The following is a 1,789-nucleotide window of genomic DNA, read 5'->3' as shown; positions in this document are numbered from 1 at the left end:
AGTACTACTTGGCAGGTTGGATAGGTGCTCAAAAAGGTTCTGAGTTGAGCGACGAAGCTTGCGCGGTCCTGCGTCGACTGAAACTCGTCGAGTCCATCTATAAGGAGGAGTACGCGGCCTTCGTTGAGCTCAGCGGTAAGCATTCGGATGAAGGCATCTCGCGCAGTAGGTACCTCAGCTCTATCGACTTGGTCTGCAATCATGGTAACGATGCTTGATCGGCTCGGCTTCGACACCTCCCGGCATCTAATCACAACTGGAAAGAGCGGCTGGTCGGGAAGTTTGTCCCTGCTCTCTCGAATCCGACTCCGTTCGGCATAGGCTACAGCTAGCCGTTTGATAATGGTGGACTTGCCCGAACCTGGCAGCCCGACGATAGCGAGGCGAGGATGCTTTATGAGGGCTTCACCGAGTGACATGGACCGGGTAGTGCTGCGCTTGCGGCCCCTAGAGCCTCTGCTGATCGTGAGTAGGTCACGCATTGGAGACTCTTCTTGGACCTGTTCGTCCGTCTCGTCAGCTGCCTCGGACAGGGTCAGCGGTACGTAAAGATCTTCGAGGCGGAAGCGTCGTGAACCAACCTGCCTTGTTGCCGGTAGACCTTCGAGCGTAATTCCCCCAAAATCTCTTACAATATATTGCAGGTATTCTCGCTGAGAGGATTCGAGGTCCGCAGGCTGCGATACCAGCTTATTGAGAAGGGTCCTACTTTCACTTGGATAGTTGCGCGCAAAGGCGGCCCAGGTTTCGGCGGCTACTGTGGCGCTTACGACTGAGCCATCCGCATGGACCAGCAATGCACCTTGCGTAGACCCGACTAGAATATCGAGTAGCCAAAACCAGCCAGTTGTCGTGCCAAGCAACGCCGCATTGTCTTGGACTTCTACCTCAGGGCTCGAATCGCTCAGTGCCTTGACGGCACTCAACTGAGCCTTTGTGGCCGGTACCACAAACTTCCCTCTAACTAGCTCCTCTACCAGCTCAGACCCATTGATTAGCGTTAGCCGACTACGCTTAAGGTCTTCCTCTTGCTGAATTGCGGAACTTGTGAACCCGGACAGCGAGATGAAGTATCCTCGAACGTCGGCGCCATCCGCCTTATCTCGTTCGGCCCCGAGGACACCGGCGAACTTGTTGACATCAGCTCCGCCAATGGGGGCGCTGGTTGCTTTGCACTCTGCAACAACTAGTCGCGGCTCTCGCCGGTGACGGGCCTTCAAGTCAATTTCTCGCCCTGACTTCGGTATATTCAGCTTACAATCGTCGTATCCGAGGCAGTAGAAGAAGTCAACCACGAGACGGCCGAGGAGGTCCCCCTTCTCGTTCGAGTCCGCAGCGACGATCGCGAGTGAGATCTTCAAGGGCCCTCGCTCCGAGTTTGGTCGTTCGTCCTTCTGGTGGCCTAGCGGCCTCAGGCGGCGACGCCTGCGGTGAATCGAAACAAGAAGTATCGAGTTATCTTGCATAGACGCAGTAAGGTGGCATATCAAGCGCTTGTCGTATTGCTGACAGGTGGCGCTCTCATTCGTCCCTCTCGGCGGCAACAGCTGGACGCCTGCTGCTTCCATCCTGCCGCCGACCCACACACCGTGGAGCGGGCCAGGGCCAGGGTGCCAAGGTGGAGCGCCCTACCGGACGTACGACCTTGGCACCCTGGCCCTGGCCTGCTCGGCTTGCCTGGGTCGGCGGTGGACGGGACGGCATCCCTCAACCACGACCACCCACGACCCGAAGCGTTCGGCAACTGCATCTCGGAGTCGTCTGGCCCCGCCGGAGGCACAATCTCTAA

1 protein-coding gene is annotated in these 1,789 nt (G+C 57.6%); it reads right to left on the bottom strand.

The window, feature by feature from the left end:
• Nucleotides 1–1,361 (bottom strand): NACHT domain-containing protein (locus Van01_RS32655; RefSeq protein WP_204015809.1); only part of this gene is annotated, 1,361 nt, incomplete at its 3' end.
• Nucleotides 1,362–1,789 lie beyond the last annotated feature (428 nt).

This window comes from Micromonospora andamanensis, assembly GCF_016863495.1.
GTDB classification, from domain to species: Bacteria; Actinomycetota; Actinomycetes; order Mycobacteriales; family Micromonosporaceae; genus Micromonospora; species Micromonospora andamanensis.
The sequence above is the reverse complement of the archived record's forward strand: the minus strand, read 5'-3'. Positions and strand labels throughout refer to the sequence as shown.